The organism is Dermabacter sp. HMSC08H10, from assembly GCF_001807585.1.
GTDB lineage: Bacteria > Actinomycetota > Actinomycetes > Actinomycetales > Dermabacteraceae > Dermabacter > Dermabacter hominis.
The window spans coordinates 25,213-43,781 of sequence record NZ_KV789424.1 but is presented as its reverse complement, the minus strand read 5'-3'; the positions used below and the strand labels follow the sequence as shown (position 1 = coordinate 43,781).

Here is an 18,569-nt window from a genome sequence, read left to right as displayed (position 1 = left end):
AGTAACAGTGAAAACTTTTTAGTCGCGAATGCTTGAAACGTCGCGCGAGATGAGCATGGGAATACCGCCCTCACGCTCGTAGCGGCGCCCACACGACTCGCAAACGATCAGTTCTTTTCCGAGGTCAAGACTCGCGTGGCACTCGGGGCAGCGCACGAGGCTGCCAACCCAGTCCATCCCCTCTAGGTTCCGTTCATCTGGCGACATGGTGCTCTCCTTTTCGCCTTCGCCGTGCGGAGCAACCTCGCCGAGTACCTCCGCCTCACCGCGCACGAGCGCGAGCGCGAAATCTCGCAGGTGCTGCATGGTCGCCTCCTCAGCAGCTTCGACGTTAAGCCGCACGAGCGGCTCGGTCCCCGATGGCCGAACCGAAAGCCACCACTGCTCACGTGGATCAGCTGCTTCATCCCAGTGGGTGAGCGTCACACCGTCGAGGTCGTCGCGTCGCGCACCGCGCTCGACAAAAACTCGCGCAACGCGTTCGAGGATCTCGTTCACGGGTTCGTCGACTCGAGAGTTTATTTCACCGCTTGCCGCATAAGGCGAGTAGCGCTCCAAGAGCGAACTCAAGGATTGTGCATCACTTCGCTCCAGTGCGCCGAGCACATGAAGCGCCGCGAGCATCCCTGAATCAGCGAAGAAAAACTCCCTGAAGTAGTAGTGGGCGGAGTGCTCGCCTCCAAAAACCGCGTCGCGATCCGCCATTTCTTGTTTGATGATCGAGTGGCCCACCTTCGTGCGGACGAACTCGCCGCCTGAGGCCTCCACTACCTCCCGGACCGCTCGACTCGACACGGCATTGCCGATCACGACCGGACGCGAACGACCGTCGAGCATTGAACGCGCAATCTCGGCCTCCGCGATCATTGCGGTCACCGCCGACGGGGGAACGATCTCACCTCGCTCATCCACGACGATGCAGCGATCGGCATCGCCATCGAACGCAAGGCCGAGATCTGCCCCGTTCTCGCGCACCGCGTTTTGCAGGTCCCTCAGGTTCGCGGGGTCGAGAGGGTTTGCCTCGTGATGTGGGAACGTTCCGTCGAGGTCGAAGAAGAGCGGAATAATCTCCACGGTGGGAAGACGCTTCGCAAGTGCGGGGACCGTGTGCCCTGCCATCGCGTTAGCCGCATCGACCACAACCCTCAGTTGTCGCGTGCCCTCAAGCGGCGCAAGCCGCAGCATCGTGTCGATGTAGTCGTCGAGCATATCGAGGCGCTCAATGCGCCCGCCCTCACGAATAGGGATGGAACCTCTATCCAGGTATGCGCGTGCACCATCGTGCACGTCCAGCAGGCCATTTGCCCTCCCCACGGGCTTCGCGTACGCGCGACACATTTTGATGCCGTTGTCGCGCGCCGGATTGTGCGATGCCGTCACCTGCGCGCCTGCCGCGGCGAACAGTCCGCTCGCGCAATAGAGCTGATCCGTCGAGCTCAGGCCCGCGAACGCGACCGTTGAGCCGCGCCTCACCGCTCCGCGCGCGAATGCCTCGGCGAGGTCAGGGCTCGAGATGCGCATGTCGTGCGCGACGATGATGTCGCCGGCATCGAGAAAGTCGGCAAAGGCCGCACCTAGTGCACCTGCAATTTCTGGCGTCAGAGTTTCGTCGGCAACGCCACGAATGTCGTAGCTGCCAACTATCGCCTCAAGAGCCCCTGCATGATCTCGCGCGCCCTCAACGCTCATCGCTCTCATCCTTCACAAGGGTGAGCCGCCTTCGCCCTTGGGGCCGGGGGTCCGACGTCTGTTTGCCTGCCCCGTGGCCTACGTCTTCATAGCTCGGCTTGGCTTCTGGTTCGTCGGCGAGGGCGCGCGCGAGTGCGAGCACATCATCTTCGGGCTCAAGCGGCGCCGGAGCCGTCACGACTGTCCAACCCCTGGGCGCCGTGAACGAAGCGGCGTGGCTCGCGCACAGGTCGTAGGTGTGCGGTTCGCTTTCGCGCGAGAGCGGACCAATGACTGCGGTCGAGTCCGCGTACACGAAAGTGAGCGTCGCAACGGCAGGCTGGGAACATGAGGATTTGGAGCATGAACGGGCAGACACGACGTCCATCTTACGGCCCGATGGCTCGTGAACCACTCGACGCGGCCGCCACGCGTAGGCTTATGGCATGGCTTTCACACGAAATGCCCGGCTGCGTCGCCGAGATCGGCATGGGCGCGGGTTCCGCGGCGATCTCATTCCCTCGCATCTTCCGGGTTTTGCCACGCCGAGCGACCGCTTCGATGCACTCGTTGCCGAGGCGATGGGCCCGCTCTACGAGAGGTACGCAAAACTCGAGTACTTGCAAGTCCTCATCGAAGAGGTTCCGCTCGATACTTCCGCCCTTCACGCTCCTCCACTCGGACGCTATTTCCCGGGCGACCGCCGCACGCGTCCACGGATCGTCCTGTATCGGCGCGCGATCGAATCCCGCGCCGGCAACCGCGAGGAACTCGCCGAGCTCATCTACGTCGTTGTACTGGAGAACGTTGCGGTTGCCCTCGGGAAGCGAGTCGACGAAATCGACCCGTGGGCCGCGTAAGACACCCCGCTCTTCTGGCGCTCGCGCTTACCTAGGCTCGAGGTTGACAGTCATCCCAGTTGCCCGGGCAGCGTTTGCGGCGAGGGGAAGGGTCGTGACGAGTGTGCCGCCATCGTCCGCAGCGGCCGTTTGCGACCAGGACCCCCTGTACGCCCCTCCGTCCTGAGACACCACGAGGAGACCGACGATCGAGGCTGGATCCTTTCCCAGTTGATCGGGGTTCACGGTTACGGAGTGCCCAGCCTCGATATCGACGGAAGTGCTCGCGCCTATCGTCCCGTCACGTCTGATTGGTGCGACACTCACGTGCGCCCCGTGCTCTGAGTTGAGCGTGAGGCTTCCGCCTTCAGCTCCATGCCCGAGTGCGAGAACCGAAGCGGAGTCGATTGCTTCCGAGGGGGCGTACTCGGCAAAGTCTTGCGGAAGACCGACCGTGTCGCCCTGCCGTGCACCGCTTGCAATCGACGAGCGCAACGACGCTGTGACGGCGCTTCGCGCACTCAAGGAGATTGTGTAAGTTCCAGCATTGAGGCCGTCGAGCGGAATCTCTACGGTTGCACCCTGACCCGGGTCTTTGACATCCCACTCTTTCACGAGCTTGCCCTGCGCATCGAACGCACGGGCCGTCGCGAACGCCTCCTCAGAGCGCACCTGCGCCACATCCCCGGGTTCGCCACCTCGGGCGGTGCGTGCGAGCGCAAGGCGTGCACTCCCTCCCTCGCGAAGCACCACTCCCGGCCACGTAAGGGAGCTGCTCGGCTCGCTCGCCTGGACATTTTCAGTCCCCTGAGGCACGAGCCCCTCGCGCCTCACGAGCTCCGTGCTCATGGCGAGCGCGGTGCCTCGCACCTCGACATCGAGGGCTACCGTTTCGCGCTCGTCAACGAGGGTCGAGACCGGAACACGAGCAGTTTCTCCCGGGCCTACGACGATGTCGGAACCCTGGGTTGCCGGTTCCACTCCGTTTTCCGAGTACACGGTCACACGCGCACGGGAAGCACGCGTTCCTGGATTGGACACCACCAGAGTGTCGAACGTGCCCGCTCGCGTGGTGAGACCAGCGAAGGAGGCGGAGGTCGTCGCTTGGGCGCACCGCGCGAGTGCGAAACCTCGGTAATCTCCGCTTCCGGTCACATGGGCTTGGCTCGCATCAAGAACCGGCGCGGTCTCATCTGCGGTGCTCGCGGTGAGGATGGTTGAAGCGTCTAGGGAGTCGAGGCCGTATACCGAGTTCAGGAGGGCGCTCGACGCGGCATCGACATCGGCTGCACGCCCCTGAGCATCGACTCGGGAAAGGCGAGGCGAGGCGTCCTTGCCATTCATGTCGGAAGAGGCAGGGTCGAGATTCGTTTGCGAGGACTGCGTCCCTCCGTACAGAGCATTCGACGAGGGATCGACTGCGACCGCGTTCATCGACACCTGCGGGGAAGGAGCGCCACCGGCGAAGTCCGCGTCTGACGTCTGTGTTCCCGCCGGTCGAGCGACGATTGGCCCCTGGCATACACGCGCGGCACGCGTCGACGTGGCAGCCGCACTTGGGAGACTCGCCTTCGTCAAGGTTTTCTCGGGCACGAGCACAACAACGCTTCCCACGAGCACAACGATGGCGAGAACCGCGAAGGCAGCGAGGAGTGCCCGGGGCTGCTTATGCGTATCGGTCATCGCTTCTCCTCGCTTCGAATCCGCCTCGGGACCGCGACGAGAGCGCACACAATGAGTCCTACGACGGTGACAAGACCAGCAACCGTCTGCACGTCGTTTCGGTACCGCACCTCCAGGCGACCTTTCGCGTTCGCAGGCACGGTAAAGCCCTGCATCCACGTGTCGACCGTCGTGGGGCTGAGCGGCTTGCCGTCGAGTGTCGCCACCCAATGCTCATCTTCGCGCACAGCAAGCGCGAGCGTGCGTTCCGATTGCGCAGCATCGATCGTTCCCGATACCGCTGTTCGCGCCGATTCGAGGGTAGTAGCTTCAGCACCGGCCCCGGATGCATCAATCAGACGCGCCCGAGCGTTCGTGCCTGTCACTCGCCACAAACCGCCGGCATCACTTGCGGTCACAAACTCTAGCTGCGGGGCTGCTGCGAGGGTCTCGTACAGTCTCGTTTGCGCATCGGGCTCACCCGCCACCACGATGTAGCCGATCGCGAAGTCGGCGAGACTCACGCTGCCTTCCGTCGCGGCTGCCGAACCAAGGGCACTCGCGACAGCTTGTGCAAGTGCGCGATCGGCCTGGTCGGAAATATTGCCACGCTCAGCCGCGCGCGCACGCGCGGTCTCCACCGCGGCGGAGGAGTCGTCGATGCTCGGCTGCGCGCCGCTGACGAGGTGCGCGTGCACTTCGCCGCGGGTGTCCTCGTGGAGGACCAGTGTGCGGGTGCGATTGGCGCCTGTCGCCGAATCCGCGGCCACGGCGGGGATCTCTCGCACCGTCGTGCGTTCGACTTCGAGCGCATCGCTGCCCTGAACAGCCCACATACCAACGCACGCCAATACTGTCGCTAGGCACGCTCCTTGCAGCACAAAGGAGGTTATCCTTTGGCCCCGTCGACTCGACTCGTGGGCGCGCCTCACAATGGCGTCGGCCAGGCAAATCAGGCCGACGATTGCCGCTCCACTAGCGACCATGAGCGCCGGCCCCGGGTACGCGGTGTAGGGCGTCGAGCCCTCGAAACCGACGACGGTGCGTTGCGAAATCCACGCGAGACTCACGGCCCCCGCGAGCGCGAGAACGCTGACTCGACCGACGAGACCGGCAGTGTGCCTGAGGAATCCAGAGGCAAGTGCCGCAACGATGGCCATCAGTACCGGGGCTGTCAGGATCGCGAAGGTCCACCAGCTCGATGAGGCACCCACCATTCGTGCGACAGGATCGCCTGCGGAAGGCACGAGGGCAAGGAGTCTTAGCGCATCAGGCATCTCGAACACGCCGGGAGTGCCCGCGTTCACGAAGAGTGTCTCAGGTCGAGCGGCGTAAGTCGGAAGCTCGCCGAGATGCAGGAAGAGCGCGGGAAGACCGCACCACCACAATCGCCCCCTGCGACCAGGAACGAACGGGGCAACAGCCGCGGTTCCGAGAATGAAGAGAAGGGCAAGGGCAGGCTGCACGAGAGAAATCACGGCAATCATGAAACCGGCTCCCGCAGCCGCTGGGATGCTTGCCTGAGACACCTTGTGAGGAAGCCCCACGGCTTTTGCGAAGAAGAACGCGGCAAGGGGAACAGCGATGCCGAGAAGCATGAGCGGCCATCGCCCCTCGAGCACGGCAAAGACGAAAGCGGGAGAGAGTACCCAAAGGGCGGTGGCAATCATCCGCACGAAGATGCTCCGCGAGATCGTGCCGCTCGCCCACCACGCGGCAATGGCGCTCAGAGCGATTCCCGCAACGAGGATAAACGCGCTCACGCTCGCGCCGTTCACGGGGATGAGGGCTGCGACACGTGCGAGGAGGTCTGTCGGCCCTTCAGCCCCGAGCCCTCCGGGTAGCCACGCCGACGTCACGATGTCCCAGTTGTCTCGCGCGTTCGCGGAAAGCGGGTGGTAGTGGGAGCCCCTTAGCGTGCCTTCCCCGATCAACGGCCGAATCGCGAAGAGTCCACCGACGATAGACGCGAGCACAACAATGATGGTCCAGGTTGTGTGTCGGCCGTAATCGGCATCATCGAGGCCGTGACGTGTGCCTGCGATCCCCCAGCTCGTGCGGCGGATCATGCGCGTTCGATCGTCGTCGGCGAACAGAGAGGTCCACCACGCATCGAGTTGCTCGCGCATGGCCACTTTGCGGGGCATATACAGCGCGCTCATGCGCTTGCGCGACAAGCGAGCGCGCCCGGCGGCTCGACGAGATCGCCTCATGACGCCGGGAGCCTTCGCAAAAACTCTCAGGCATGCAAGGAACTCGTGCCCCACCGCGCGAGCGTCGTGCTGCGTGATCGCTCGCGCCATGCGCCCGAGCGTGACGAAAGGCAGGGCGAGGAGGGTCGCGAACGCAAGCAGGAGCGAGCGGAACTTGAGGAGCGAAAGCACCTGAGAGGAGCGGTATCGGAAATCCCTCGGTCTCGTGAGGTCGTCATGCGGGATACGCGTCGAGGCCTGAGGAACCACCCTGACGCGTTCGCCAGCGCGCCATACTCGCTGAGAAAAATCAATGTCATCCCACGGCGCCGTGAGCGCGGGGTCTAATCCTCGGAGCTTGTCAAAAGTGCGCGCACGCACGAGCATTCCGGGTGCCGTAACGGCCAAGACCTCGCTTCGCCAGTCCGTTTGGCCCTGGTCGATCTCGCCTGGTTCGACACTCGTAAGAATCCTGTGCGAATGCGTGAGTGAAAGACCGAGATCCACCAGTCGCGAGGCGGGGCGCTCAACGTCCTCGAGTGCAAGGTGTTTCGTACCCGCGAGGCCCACTGTCGGATCGGCGTCGAGAGCACTCTCAAGTTCCTCGAGGCACGTCAGGTTCGGGGCCGCAGCTGCGTCAAGAATCCACAACCATGACTCGGCTCCACGACTACGCTTACGCCGGCGCCCAGTCCCGCTCGTTCCATACAGCTCGCTCGTATCGTCCCTGAGCCTTTCCGGGACGAGGGCGGTGTGCGTCGCTGTTTTCTCCTCGCGCCGCTCTTCGCGGTCGAGATCGATGTCCTTCGCGCGGCGACCCCGAGCACCGCTCGTGAGATACACGCGCTTTTCCCATTCGAGGTCACGCGTCGAGTGGACCGTGGACTGGGGAGTCTCATCGTGGCGTGTGGGTTCCGACGGTTCCTCAGCGAGTGTCGCACCCTCATCCTCGTGGCGGACTGCCCCACCGAAAGCGGGGTTGAGCAGCGTAAAGTTGCGAGGCGCGCTTTCCTTTTCTCCCGCAGCTTCAGAGACCTCAAGCCGCGGCGCATCGGGAGAACTCGCGCCATCCTGCGTTTCTGAGGCGCGCGAAGACTTGCGCTCGGGACGCGCATCGCGCGCCTGCTTCGCTTCGTCAAGGGAGCCAACGAGATCCTCGACAATGTCGGGGCGACTCGCCTCTGCGGGAGTGACCCGCAGCAGATCAATACGTCCCTCGTCGAGGGCCGACTCAGCGAAGTTGCGCAACTCCTTCGGAGCAGACTCTGGCACGGCTGCAACGACGCAGGAAAGCGGGGCAGATTGCGCACGCACCATTTCGAGGGTGCGGGCAAGATCCCCGATCTCGTGGGTAGCGGAGATGAGGATGAGCGCGGATACGTCGCGTTCAGTCACAGGGCGCGACCACCAATCCGTGACGAAGGGTTAGATCGCACGCTTCTTTAGCTTGCGACGTTCGCGCTCAGACAGGCCGCCCCAGATGCCAAACCGCTCGTCGTTCGCAAGCGCGTACTCCAGGCACTCGGCGCGGACCTCACACGACACGCACACCTTTTTCGCCTCGCGAGTCGAACCGCCCTTCTCAGGGAAGAACGCCTCGGGGTCGGTTTGAGCACACAAAGCCCGCTCCTGCCACGAGCCCTCTCCCTCGCCCTCGGGGAGCAGCGAGGAAAACTCGACCAAGGTCAGCTCGCGGCGAGCATCGTCCTCGAATGCCTGGAGGGTCATGAGGGTCCTTTCGGGTGGGTGGGCTATAGGCACGACTACTGCAGACGCGAGGGGTGCGACGCTACAGTGACGCTACGAATAACGCTACAAGTGACGCTACAGTGGAAGCGCACGCGTTCGGCGTTAGCACTAAAATACACCGATGTAACTTAGGCGCGTCAAGCCGCTTAATCGAATCTTTAGGGTTATGATCCTTTCCTTTAAGGCGCGGCGAGCGCGCCGCACCAGCTTCGGGTCCGCTGCCTGACTCTCTGACCTGCAAAGGAACCGCACATGCCCGCACGCCACCTCCCCGGGGACGAGCCGTTTTTCCGCGAATGGAAGACGTATCACGGCCCGTACGCCCGCTCGCGCTCGCGCGCCAAACTTTTTGCGCGCGAACTCGCCCTTGACACATCGCCCACGATCCCCGTCATCGGCGTCGTAGGCTCCAAAGGCAAAGGCTCCGCAGTCGCCGCGACCACCCAATACCTCATGTCCCTCGGGTACCGGGTAGGCACGATCTCCTCTCCCCCGTTCCTCACCAACCGCGAGCGCATCCGTCTCAACGCCCGCCCGCTCTCGGCTCGCGACTACGACTCCCTCGCCGACCGCGTTGCCGCTGCGCTCGCTGCCATGCCACCCGTTGCCGACACGGGCGGCTACCTCGCCCCCACGGGCCTGTTCACCCTCGCCGGGGCCGCGCACCTCCTCGATTGCGGCGTCGACATCCTCGTCATAGAGGAAGGCCTGGGCGGCGCGAGCGACGAAATCTCCCAGTTCCGGCTCGACACCCTGGTCGTGACCCCCATTTTTCTCGAACACGAAGGGATCATCGGCGACACTATCGACGCGATTGCATGCAACCTCGTCGGTGCCGGTGACGACCGTACACGGGACGTCATCTTCCCCACCACACAGTGTCCCGAAGCCCGCGCCGCCATTCGCGCACTCCTGCCAAACGCTGCGCCGCACGAAGTTCCGGAACCACGCGACCTCGGGTTCGGCGCACTCACCTCCATGAACGTTGCGACTGGATACACCGCGGCCGCAATTACCCACGAGTCAGCCGTCGGACTCCCCCACTCCCCCGTCCCGCACTCACGCGCCGCCCACCTTGCCCAGAGCCTTCGCCTCCCGGGCCGTTCCTCCCACGTCTACGCCCGCGGCACCCGCTGGCTCCTCGATGCCGCCATCTCACGCGAAGGCGTTGAATCCGCCCTCGAGAACGCTCGACACACGGGACGCTTCGATAACGCGCACACCCTCGTGTGCATGCCGGACATCAAAGATATTCGCAGCATCCTCACCCTCCTCGACCGAGACCGCACGATCCTCGCGACAACGCACGAAGACCACCTGTTCTTCGACAACTACCCCGACGATTGGGAAGTCATGCCGCTGACAGAGGCACTGCCCGCTATCCAGCGCCGCTCACGCGAAGTGATCGCCCTTGGCACCATGAGCTTCGCCGCAGAAATGGCGGCCTATCTGGGCCTCGACACCGAAACATGGATCGACCCGTGGGCGCAGGCGCAAAAATGAGCACGCTTCTTCACGAACTGGCCGCCGCCGGAAGCGCCCCCGCACTCGTGAGCTACGCCGAAGACGGACGGACCGAACTGTCCGGGCGTGTCCTCGCCAACTGGATCATCAAATCGATCAACCTCTTCGCGAACGAACTGCTCGTGGACGAAGGCTTCACGCTTGTCCTCGACCTTCCCCCGCACTTCAAGCGCAGCGTTCTCCAGATTGCCGCATGGCACCTCGGCGCGAGCGTCTCCATCGCGGGTGCCGACGACCTCCCCGAGCACATCGACGTCCTCGCCACGTCACGCCCCAACACGGCGCTCGCAGAACGCGCCGAGGACGTCCTCGTCCTCGAAGCTCGTGCGCTGTCCCTCGCGTTCCCGGGCGAGACTCCCCCTCTGGCCCTCGACTGGGTCCAAGCCGTGCGAGCAGCAGGAGACGCCCTCGAAGTCCCCCTCACGACATTCACGGGACCCCAGCCCGCGCCACACCGAACCTGGGGCGATGCCCACCGGGTAGGACTCGAGGACATCGATCGCGAAGACGCGGCAGCCGCGATAGCCGCGTGGTGCGAAAGGCGCACGGTCGTGACGCCACTTTCACGTCTCGACGTCGCTACGCGTGCGGCTGAAGGGCTCGAATAGGCATTCGACGCTCAGGAGCTCGCGCGCAAAGTCTCCACAGCCTCGACCGGATCGCCGTCGAAGATCACGTGCCCCTTCTGCAGCACCACTATCCGCGTGCACAGTTCGGTGAGCATATCGAGCTCGTGGGAGACGATCACCATGGTCTTGCCATGCGCCTGCATCTCGCGAATCCGCGCAAGGCACTTGCGCTGGAAAGGCTCATCGCCAACCGCGAGAATCTCATCGACGAGGAAAATATCGGGATCGGTGTGCACCGCGACGGCAAACGCGAGACGCAAAAACATGCCCGAGCTGTAGTACTTAACGTCCGTGTCGATAAACTGTTCGATCTCACTGAACGCCACGATGTCATCGAAGCACGCGTCAATCTCGGCCTTCGACATCCCGAGAATCGCACCGTTGAGATACACATTCTCGCGACCCGACAGATCCGGGTGGAAGCCCGCGCCAACCTCGATGAGGCCCGCGACTTTGCCGCGCACGCGCACGCGGCCGCGATCGGGAAAAAGCACGCCCGAAATCGTCTTCAGGAGCGTCGACTTGCCCGATCCGTTAAACCCGATCAGCCCGACGGTCTCCCCCGCTCGAACCGTCACATCGACCCCGTTGAGCGCCATGAACGTATCGCGCAACTTTTGCCTCTTGAGCGCCGAAAATACGAGCTCCTTCAGCGCCCTCGTATGGCGAAGCGAGAACTCCTTATACACGTTCTCGATACGCACCATTTCGCGCGGTGATTCAGAAACAGGCATCACAGCTCCTGCGCAAACTTCCGCTTCGAACGCTCGAACACGAACGTCCCGAAGGCAAAGACCGCGATCGCAATAAGCAGCCCCGCCCACCACAGCTGAGTGGCCTCGGCGCCCACGGCAATCGTCGGGGCGGCTTCACCGGTCGAATCGAGCGCACTCGCCATGGGGCGCCAGAACGCCCCGTGGAAACACTCCACGACGATCGTGATCGGGTTGAGGCTGTAGAGAACCCACCACGCGCTTGTGCCAAGGGCGTCCTTGACCATCACGAGAGCGTAGAGAACCGGCGATGTCCACGTCGCCACCATAATGATGAGATCAACGAAATTCTCGACATCGCGGAACGCCGCATTGAGCGCCGCCGCGAGCATGCCAAGTCCCACGGTAAACACGAGCAGGATCACCATGCCGATGAGGAACCACCATCCCTCAGCGATGGAAGGGCGCCAGCCGAAAAGCCCCGCCCCCACCATGAGCACGAGCACTTGGGGCACGAAATGCACAAGCGCCACGAGTGCGCTCGCCCACGGGAATAACTCCGACGGCAGGTAAATCTTCGACACAAGCGGCGCGTTCGACGCGATCGAACGCGTGCAGTTCCCGAACACCTCGCTGAAGAGGTTGATGACGATGATGCCGGAGAAAAGATACGCCGCGTATGCCGGAAGCGAGCGGTTCAGCTGAAGAAAGACTCCGAGTGCCAGGTAGAACACCGCGAACTGCACCGCGGGCTTCGCGTAGCTCCACGCCATGCCCAGCACGCTGCCTCGGTAGCGCACCCGAAGTTCCTTCTTCACGAGAAGGCGCAGCAGGAAACGCTCGTAGAGAGGATTAAGCCATCCCTTGTCGCTTCCCGGTACTCGCCATCCCTGAGCCTTTTCCTCGCGCGTGATGGAGGAGATACTCACGCGTTTCGGCCCTCACGCTTTGGGGCGGGATTCGCCGCAAATGTGCGCTCCCACGCCTCAAACGACGTGAGTTGTGACGCTGCAGCGCGGTACTGCTCGCGCAAGGTGCTCCACTTCGCAAAGAGTTCAGCGTGCGTGCGCACAGCTTCGGCGAGCAGTTCGCGGGCTTGCTTCGGATCTCGCTTGTACCACGCGATCTGTGTGCCTTCGGCGTTGGACACAAGAGCACTGTCGTAGTGCGACAGGCGCCACCAGCGCGCATCTTGGTGCGCAATTGCATCCTGCGGATGTTCGAGCGCGAGCTCGCTCGGCTTCGTGAAAGCCTGCTTCGCAAGCTGCTTGATCGTCCACGCCGGCATGAGGAGTCGACGAGGCTGGCTAAAGCCCCGCCCTTTGCGAGGCGGCTTATTCGTACGCACGTCAGGGTATTCGTCGACGTCTTTCTTCTGCACGGCGTCGTCGAACTGTGCGGCCAGTGCGCGAATCTCGGGAAGCGTCGTCCCTATCGTCTCGTGAAGATGCTCAGGGCCTGCAAGGACATCGCGCTGGGCCATAAGGCGGCCGGTCTGGGTGTAGTACTGCATGGAAATCACATGCTTGATGTCCATGAAGTGCGATTCCTTCACGAGCCTGCCGCCGCGCTCATACGGCGAATGCAGCAGGGCGGTGATGAGCCGGTTGCGCTCGTGGAAGAACGCCTGCCACCCCACAAGATCGTCCTTATCGCCCCACGCAACGTGCCACACTCCGGCTCCGGGAAGGGATACGGTCGAGTATCCGGCGTTCTTCGCCCGTAGACCGTATTCGGCGTCGTCCCATTTGATGAACACCGGGAGAGACAGGCCAATTTCGCGCACAACCTCGGTGGGGATAAGGCACATCCACCAACCGTTGTAGTCGACGTCCACCCGACGGTGCAGCCAGGGCGTCGCCCTCAACGGGTGCGACCCAAGGTCGTAGCTGAGTGACATCTCCTGATGGGGAAGCGCCGGCTGGATGCGCCACCGATCGACGATCTCTCCGAACGTGTGGAGGGACGTGCGATTGTTGAGATCAAACATGTGCGCCCCCACGATCGTGGGCTTTGTTGCGAAATCGGCGAAGGTCACGAGACGCTCGAGCGAGACGGGTTCGATCACAATATCGTCATCGCAGTTCACGACATACGTGGACTCTCCCGCCATGCTTGCCTCGTACATGCCGCGCGAGAAGCCACCTGAACCGCCGATGTTCCCCTGCTCAATGATTCGAAGCTTGCCACCCATGGCCGCCTCGAGCTCGGCGAGTTCCTCGGCGTGATCGCGAAGGCGATCGGTTCCCTGATCGACGATGAACATCGTGTCGAGAGTCTCGAGCAGGCGGGGTGAATCGGCAATCGTGCGGATGTTCTCGAAGCAATAGCTGACCTTGTTCATGGTCGTCATCGCGATCGAGAACGAACCGCGAGCTCGCGCGAGGCTTTCGGGGGCCGAGTACACAGCTCCCTGAACCTCGAATTCGTCTTTTCCGGCGTATGCGTCGAACCAGTACCAGCCGCCGTCGCCGAACGCCGTGAGCGGAAGGATGAAGGTCGATGTTTCCTCACCGGATACAGCCCTCGAGGCCACGCGCTGCGAGCGCCCTTTCGCATTCGAGCGGTTCACGACAAGCGTGCCCTCGCCCTTTGTCCCAATGGTGAGCGTCACCTCACGCACGGGGGTCCAGCGGCGCCAGTACGAAGCCGGGAAGGCGTTGAAGTAGGTACCAAACGAGCGCATGCGCGCCGCCGGAATCGTCAGCCCTGTCCGGGAATAGGCATCAGCACTCGCATCAGCATTCACCGGCGAGGATACGCCCGGGGATCCCCCTGCCACTTCGACCGGGGTGACGTCAGCCTGCGACTCAACGTACAGCGGCATCGTTTCGGGGCTCGCGCCGAGCGGCAAGACAAGCCGGTGGAGTTCGCGGTGCCCTTCGGGCAGGGTAAACGTGTCAGTCATGGTGCTCTTTTCACTCATCGGAGTCACGGCGGATGCGCACAACTAGCGGCGCAAAAGCTCCTCAAGCTTGTTATCAGCCATCGAGAGGGCGGCGCCGATGGCCATGTGCATGTCGAGGTACTGGTAAGTGCCAAGGCGGCCACCAAAGAGCGTCGCGGGCTCAGCCTCCGCACGCTCGCGGTACTCGAGGAGAGTCGATCGGTCGTCCGCCGAATTCACGGGGTAGTACGGCTCATCCTCACGGCTCGCGAACCGCGAGTATTCGCGCATGATGATGGTTTTGTCCTTCGCGTAATCACGCTCAGGATGGAAGTGGCGTGGCTCGATGATGCGCGTGTACGGCACGGACTCATCGGCATAGTTCATCACCGACGTTCCCTGGAAATCGCCCGTATCGAGCGTTTCGGACTCGAGATCGATCGTGCGCCACTTGAGCTCACCAAGCTCGTAATCGAAGTAGCGGTCAACGGGACCCGTGTACACAACGGGAAGCTGGTCGCGCACGTCCTTCTTATTGAACGGCTGCGACTCATCAAAATAATCGACGCCCAGCTTGACCTCGATGTTCGGGTGATCTGCCATATTCTCGAGCCACGCGGTGTAGCCGTTCGTGGGCAGACCTTCGTAGGTGTCGTTGAAGTAGCGGTTGTCGTACGTGTAGCGCACGGGCAGGCGCTTAATGATCGACGCGGGAAGATCCTTGGGGTCCGTCTGCCACTGCTTGCCCGTGTAATGCTTGATGAAGGCCTCGTACAGCGGGCGGCCAATGAGCGAAATGCCCTTGTCATTAAGGTTCTCGGGATCTTGCCCGGCAAATTCGCCCGCCTGCTCGGCGATGAGCGCGCGCGCCTCGTCCGGAGTCATGGCCGCGTTGAAGAACTGGTTGATTGTGCCGAGATTGATCGGCATCGGGTACACGATGCCCTTGTGGTTCGTGTACACGCGGTGCACGTAATTCGTGAACGACGTAAACGTATTGACGTACTCCCACACGCGTGTGTTGGAGGTATGGAAAAGGTGAGCGCCGTACTTGTGCACTTCGATGCCCGTCTCGGGGTCGATCTCGCTGTAGGCGTTTCCGCCAATATGCGGGCGGTTGTCGATCACGGTCACCTTTGCACCGTGTTCGCGTGCGGCGCGGTCTGCGAGCGTAAGGCCGAAAAGGCCGGATCCGACGATGAGAAGGTCGGGTGTGCTCATGCTGTGTCGTTCCCTTCGAGGTCTGATACGTCGATCCCACAATAGCGGTCGCACGCGCAGAATCTCGAGGGCGCACCGACAGCGCGGCGCTGGTTCGTCACATGGGCGGAGCCTCGACGGGTCACGACCTCGGCGCACCCGTGAGACCGCGTTCAATGACGCGCCAATACACGCGGTCGCGCGCAAACGCGGGCACCGCACGATACACCGCGCGTCCCACAAGATTTCTCAGGGCCCTGGGCGCGCTAGTTGCCCCGCTCTTGAGCATCGACCGCTGCATTCGCACATCGCTCTTAAAGAGCGTGAGGCCCCCGCGCCTGCGATAGAGGCTCGTACTCACACGGTAATCCACGAGGACGTCCGCAACATTGCCCATGCGAGAGCCCGTGCATAACAGGCGATGCCATAGGTCATAGTCCTCCATCAGCGGAATGTCCCTGTAGCCGCCTGCCCTGCGCACGGCCTCGACTCGCATGAGAACCGTGGGATGGTGAAACGGTGAGTGATCACGCATATAGTTCGCGATTTCTTCGTGGGTGAGGGGGCGGCGGCGAATACGCTCCTCGCCCGCCTCATCGCGGCGAGGCAGAGAGACCTCGTCGATTTCGCGCATGTTCGCGCCCACGATGTCGAGGCCCCGCTCTCGCAAAGCAGCGAGCTGCACCGCAAACCGTTCAGGATGATTCACGTCGTCAGCATCGGCTCTCGCGACGATCGGACTTTCGCAATGCTTGAGGGCACTGTCGAGGGTGCGTGCGAGTCCACCGTGGCTCTTATTTCTCACAACTCGTGCGCGACCGTATCTTCCGTCGAGAACGTCGGCGATGACGTCTTCCAGGGCGTCGGGAAGCGGACCGTCAATGGCAAGCAGCAATAAGCCTGGAGCGGTGGTTTGGTCGACCGTCGCCGAGGCAATGGCTTCGCGCGCGTACGCCGGGTCGTCCCCCTCCCACAGGGGCATGAGGACGGTGAGGTCTTCCTCGATCTTCCGCACACCGTGCTTACTCACGTGAGTGCCCTTCGTGAGCGTTCGGCGGAATCGATCGAAGATTCGAGCGCGCGGATCTCGGTGGCACTCATGGGATCGGCAGCAAGAACCACGCTCGAGCGCCTGGGCGACGTGAAGAGCCCTTCACGAAGACCCTTGAGCGCGACGGGAAGAACATCCGCGCGAGTGCGCACCAGGGTCTGCATCCACCCAATCGCACTCTTGCCCCCGTAAAGAACCTTTTCAATCGGGGTGAACGAATCGGTTCTCGTGAGGGCCCACAACCGATTGCGCACGTCGAAGTAGAACCTAGAACCAGGATTCGTTTGGGCGTTCGAGAACTTCACGGTGCGGTGCTCAACCGTGCTCGACGCGACGGCGAAGCCATGGGAGTCTCGCAGAAGCCTGCCCGTGAACTCAAAGTCATCGGACCAAATGAAATAGTCGGCAATGGGGAGTCCGTGCTCCCACACGTCTTCGGCAGCAATGAGCGCCGACACGAAGCTCGCCGTGCGGATGGGGCGCGCCCCGAGCTGTGCGTAACGATCGAGGTCGGCGTCACTCGTGCCGAGGCGCGTACGCGAGGAATTCATGGGGTGCGGCCTGCCGTCGGTCCAGACCGCAAGCGAGCTGAGAACGCTTGCATGAACATCGAGCTTGCGCTCTACCTCGAGGAGTTTCTCGAGCGCATCGGGCGCTGGAACCGTGTCGTCGTCCATGATCCACAGGAAATCGGGGTTGTGCTCAAGGAGAGCATGCGCCATGCCGGTACAAAAGCCACCGGCGCCGCCCACGTTGCGATTGAGGTGAACAACGTCGGCGCCAATCGGGTGGGTGTCGGCGACGGCGCCGGAACGGTCCGTGCTTGCGTTGTCGATGATGACGACGCCCTCCAGCGGCCTGCTTTGCGCGTGCAGTGCATCGAGGCACTCGCCGAGGAGGTCAGCGCGGTTGTACGTCACCACCACGGCAACGACTCGTCGAGAGTCCTCCTGCGTGGCATCGGGGTGTGGAACAAAGCGCTCCGGAATGGGGGCTGAGTCCGCTGGATTGCTCGGGATGCTGTTGTCCCGCACCCAGCGAACAGTCTCAGCGAGGGACTCTTCGAGCGATGGCCGCGCGGGCAGAAGCGCGTCGAGTTTCTCCCGCGACATTTCGGCGCTCGGCCGCGCGTCAAGGGCGAATCGCTTGATTCGACGGGGAAGTTCGAGGCCGCTTGCACGAACCGCTTCCCCGGCCCGACCCGCGCGCGCCATGAGGCGCCGGCCGGGAAGGGACAGTGCGAGCGGTGCAGTTTTCGCAATCGAGCGCACGAGGGCGCGCAACTCGTGATCGTCGAGCCGAGGGGAATCTGCAACGTTGAGCACGTAGGGCTCGCCTTCGGGGACGTTCAGATTGAGAGCGGCACGCGTCGCGCCAGCGAGGGTTCCGACGCTTGCCAGGGGGCGCGCGATGACCGTGTGCGTAAGCGAGACCGCCCCTGAGTTCACGAGCGAAGCGATCAGTCGCGAGATGCGCGCATGAGAACCGGGACCAAAAAGCTCGGCCACGCGCATCACCAGCAGGCGTCGGCCCCGCCCCGCACGCACCCACTGGCCGTACAGACGTTCCGCCTCTGCGAACGCGCGCCCTTCGACGGTCGTGGGGGCCTGTGGGTCAGATTCGTGCGCACTATGCCCGTCAGGCGTCTCGCCGTACACGGCGCCGCTCGAAATGAACACGAGGGTTCGAACGTCCTCACGTTCGGCAGCGGCAATGAGCGAACGCGCGCCTCCCACAAGGACCGAGTTGAGCGTACGTGTGCTGACGCTCGACGAGTCGGGAACCCCAGCGGCGTTCACAACCGTGTCGCATCCGCGAACCGCGGCGCACAGGGCTTCGTCGTCACGAATATCGAGCACGCAATGCTCGCCATCACCGCTTGCGGGTCGAATGTCTGCCGTCACCACGGGGGTCCCGTGTTCACGAAGCTCGCGCGCGATATGGGAACCTGCAAAGCCCGCACCACCGAGAACGAGGGTGCGCGGCGGCGTTTGCCGTCGCTCTTTCTCTGACACGTCGTCTCCTCGCCTTTCGCCCACGTTTATCGCAGAGTCTAGGCATGATCTTACGGGCAGTGAGTCCCGAGCCTGAGCACACACGCCATCGCCGGGCCAGATTCACTCGCTCCACCTCGGTGTCCGGGGTTTTGTTGTCGTCGGTGTGTACTGTGGGAGCGCGCATGGTGCGGCTTGCCGCGCCCCCACACGATTGAAGGTGAACACGATGACGGGTGACTTCCCACGCGACGCCGGCACAGGCCGCTCGCGGCCCGGCCATTCGCGCGCCCGCTCGGGCGGGTCGGCGCGACCTCTGACGCGGCCATCCGCGCCGCGTCCACGAGAGTCTGGCGCTCACAGCGAGCCCACCGCCGAAACGCCTACGCGTCAAATGCCAGCTGTACGCAATGCTGCCCGGCCGGCTCCGGTGCGTCTGAATTCGAAGCCATCGGGCAGCC

The 18,569-nt window shown here is 63.2% G+C and carries 14 protein-coding genes; 3 read left to right on the top strand and 11 right to left on the bottom strand.

From position 1 onward, the window contains the following. Positions 1–18: 18 nt before the first annotated feature. Positions 19–1,689, bottom strand: a complete 1,671-nt coding sequence (locus HMPREF3176_RS02950) for a phosphomannomutase/phosphoglucomutase (RefSeq protein ID WP_070458092.1) — start codon at positions 1,687–1,689, stop codon at positions 19–21. Beyond that, on the bottom strand, positions 1,679–2,056 hold the full coding sequence (locus HMPREF3176_RS02945; RefSeq protein WP_070458089.1) for a DUF3499 domain-containing protein: 378 nt from the start codon (positions 2,054–2,056) through the stop codon (positions 1,679–1,681). Before HMPREF3176_RS02945 ends, HMPREF3176_RS02950 begins: the two co-directional genes overlap by 11 nt. Before the next feature lie 58 nt (positions 2,057–2,114). On the opposite strand from HMPREF3176_RS02945, the gene HMPREF3176_RS02940 reads away from it, so the two are divergent. Continuing rightward, on the top strand, positions 2,115–2,528 hold the full coding sequence (locus HMPREF3176_RS02940; protein ID WP_016665004.1) for a metallopeptidase family protein: 414 nt from the start codon (positions 2,115–2,117) through the stop codon (positions 2,526–2,528). A gap of 27 nt (positions 2,529–2,555) precedes the next feature. Here HMPREF3176_RS02940 and HMPREF3176_RS02935 read toward each other — a convergent pair whose 3' ends face one another. The 3 genes from HMPREF3176_RS02935 to HMPREF3176_RS02925 are packed head-to-tail and all read right to left on the bottom strand — an operon-like array spanning position 2,556 to position 8,089. Then, on the bottom strand, positions 2,556–4,190 hold the full coding sequence (locus tag HMPREF3176_RS02935; protein WP_070458086.1) for a DUF5719 family protein: 1,635 nt from the start codon (positions 4,188–4,190) through the stop codon (positions 2,556–2,558). Further along, positions 4,187–7,756: a hypothetical protein gene (locus tag HMPREF3176_RS02930; RefSeq protein ID WP_070458084.1), complete on the bottom strand. Its 3,570-nt coding sequence runs from the start codon at positions 7,754–7,756 to the stop codon at positions 4,187–4,189. Before HMPREF3176_RS02930 ends, HMPREF3176_RS02935 begins: the two co-directional genes overlap by 4 nt. A gap of 30 nt (positions 7,757–7,786) precedes the next feature. Then, positions 7,787–8,089: a WhiB family transcriptional regulator gene (locus HMPREF3176_RS02925; RefSeq protein ID WP_016665007.1), complete on the bottom strand. Its 303-nt coding sequence runs from the start codon at positions 8,087–8,089 to the stop codon at positions 7,787–7,789. A gap of 273 nt (positions 8,090–8,362) precedes the next feature. Between HMPREF3176_RS02925 and HMPREF3176_RS02920 the strand changes: the two genes are divergently transcribed. Further along, on the top strand, positions 8,363–9,613 hold the full coding sequence (locus HMPREF3176_RS02920; protein ID WP_070458081.1) for a folylpolyglutamate synthase/dihydrofolate synthase family protein: 1,251 nt from the start codon (positions 8,363–8,365) through the stop codon (positions 9,611–9,613). Then, on the top strand, positions 9,610–10,242 hold the full coding sequence (locus HMPREF3176_RS02915) for a TIGR03089 family protein (protein ID WP_141742348.1): 633 nt from the start codon (positions 9,610–9,612) through the stop codon (positions 10,240–10,242). The genes HMPREF3176_RS02920 and HMPREF3176_RS02915 overlap by 4 nt, the downstream gene beginning before the upstream one ends. Before the next feature lie 11 nt (positions 10,243–10,253). Here the strand turns inward: HMPREF3176_RS02915 and HMPREF3176_RS02910 are convergent, their stop codons facing one another. From HMPREF3176_RS02910 to HMPREF3176_RS10005, 6 genes are all read right to left on the bottom strand, one after another. Beyond that, on the bottom strand, positions 10,254–10,997 hold the full coding sequence (locus tag HMPREF3176_RS02910; protein ID WP_061212111.1) for an ABC transporter ATP-binding protein: 744 nt from the start codon (positions 10,995–10,997) through the stop codon (positions 10,254–10,256). Further along, positions 10,997–11,905 (bottom strand): ABC transporter permease, encoded by a 909-nt coding sequence (locus tag HMPREF3176_RS02905; protein WP_083286205.1) that lies wholly within the window; start codon positions 11,903–11,905, stop codon positions 10,997–10,999. Before HMPREF3176_RS02905 ends, HMPREF3176_RS02910 begins: the two co-directional genes overlap by 1 nt. Next, entirely contained in the window at positions 11,902–13,884 is a 1,983-nt protein-coding gene (locus HMPREF3176_RS02900) for a glycosyltransferase (protein WP_246826639.1), read from the bottom strand. Before HMPREF3176_RS02900 ends, HMPREF3176_RS02905 begins: the two co-directional genes overlap by 4 nt. A 42-nt stretch (positions 13,885–13,926) precedes the next feature. Beyond that, the gene (gene glf / locus HMPREF3176_RS02895) at positions 13,927–15,084 is read right to left on the bottom strand and encodes a UDP-galactopyranose mutase (RefSeq protein WP_070458077.1); all 1,158 of its coding nucleotides are present in this window, start codon (positions 15,082–15,084) and stop codon (positions 13,927–13,929) included. A gap of 121 nt (positions 15,085–15,205) precedes the next feature. Then, entirely contained in the window at positions 15,206–16,093 is an 888-nt protein-coding gene (locus HMPREF3176_RS02890) for a glycosyltransferase (RefSeq protein ID WP_083286204.1), read from the bottom strand. After that, complete coding sequence (locus HMPREF3176_RS10005; RefSeq protein ID WP_141742347.1) at positions 16,090–18,129, bottom strand: NAD-dependent epimerase/dehydratase family protein; 2,040 nt, start codon at positions 18,127–18,129, stop codon at positions 16,090–16,092. The genes HMPREF3176_RS02890 and HMPREF3176_RS10005 overlap by 4 nt, the downstream gene beginning before the upstream one ends. Positions 18,130–18,569: the final 440 nt, after the last annotated feature.

Excerpts from the sequence above, each read along its gene's own strand:
- HMPREF3176_RS02950 (WP_070458092.1), bottom strand. The coding sequence starts at position 1,689 with ATGAGCGTTGAGGGCGCGCGAGATCATGCAGGGGCTCTTGAGGCGATA.
- HMPREF3176_RS02945 (WP_070458089.1), bottom strand. The coding sequence starts at position 2,056 with ATGGACGTCGTGTCTGCCCGTTCATGCTCCAAATCCTCATGTTCCCAG.
- HMPREF3176_RS02940 (WP_016665004.1), top strand. The coding sequence starts at position 2,115 with ATGGCTTTCACACGAAATGCCCGGCTGCGTCGCCGAGATCGGCATGGG.
- HMPREF3176_RS02935 (WP_070458086.1), bottom strand. The coding sequence starts at position 4,190 with ATGACCGATACGCATAAGCAGCCCCGGGCACTCCTCGCTGCCTTCGCG.
- HMPREF3176_RS02925 (WP_016665007.1), bottom strand. The coding sequence starts at position 8,089 with ATGACCCTCCAGGCATTCGAGGACGATGCTCGCCGCGAGCTGACCTTG.
- HMPREF3176_RS02920 (WP_070458081.1), top strand. The coding sequence starts at position 8,363 with ATGCCCGCACGCCACCTCCCCGGGGACGAGCCGTTTTTCCGCGAATGG.
- HMPREF3176_RS02915 (WP_141742348.1), top strand. The coding sequence starts at position 9,610 with ATGAGCACGCTTCTTCACGAACTGGCCGCCGCCGGAAGCGCCCCCGCA.
- HMPREF3176_RS02910 (WP_061212111.1), bottom strand. The coding sequence starts at position 10,997 with ATGCCTGTTTCTGAATCACCGCGCGAAATGGTGCGTATCGAGAACGTG.
- HMPREF3176_RS02900 (WP_246826639.1), bottom strand. The coding sequence starts at position 13,884 with ATGACTGACACGTTTACCCTGCCCGAAGGGCACCGCGAACTCCACCGG.
- glf (WP_070458077.1), bottom strand. The coding sequence starts at position 15,084 with ATGAGCACACCCGACCTTCTCATCGTCGGATCCGGCCTTTTCGGCCTT.